We start from the raw sequence: 210 nt of genomic DNA on the forward strand, positions 1-210 counted from the left end.
ATCCCGAAGATGACAGGGCGTTTTTGCGTATTATCAATACACCCAATCGCGGTATGGGACCCGCCAAGCTAGAAAAACTCGGCGTATTTGCGCAAGAGCACAGCATATCGCTATTGGCTTCTTGTACCCATGCTCGCCTGACTCATGTATTGCCGTCAAAGGCTTATGCTACGATAAATGAGTTTGGTGAATTCATCGATCACTATACGC

Annotated in this window: 1 pseudogene; it reads left to right on the forward strand. The window is 47.1% G+C overall.

The features are described from left to right. Window positions 1-210: pseudogene (locus V6252_RS13645) on the forward strand (ATP-dependent DNA helicase Rep); the annotation flags it as partial.

The organism is Psychrobacter proteolyticus (assembly GCF_038155145.1).
GTDB classification, from domain to species: Bacteria; Pseudomonadota; Gammaproteobacteria; order Pseudomonadales; family Moraxellaceae; genus Psychrobacter; species Psychrobacter proteolyticus_B.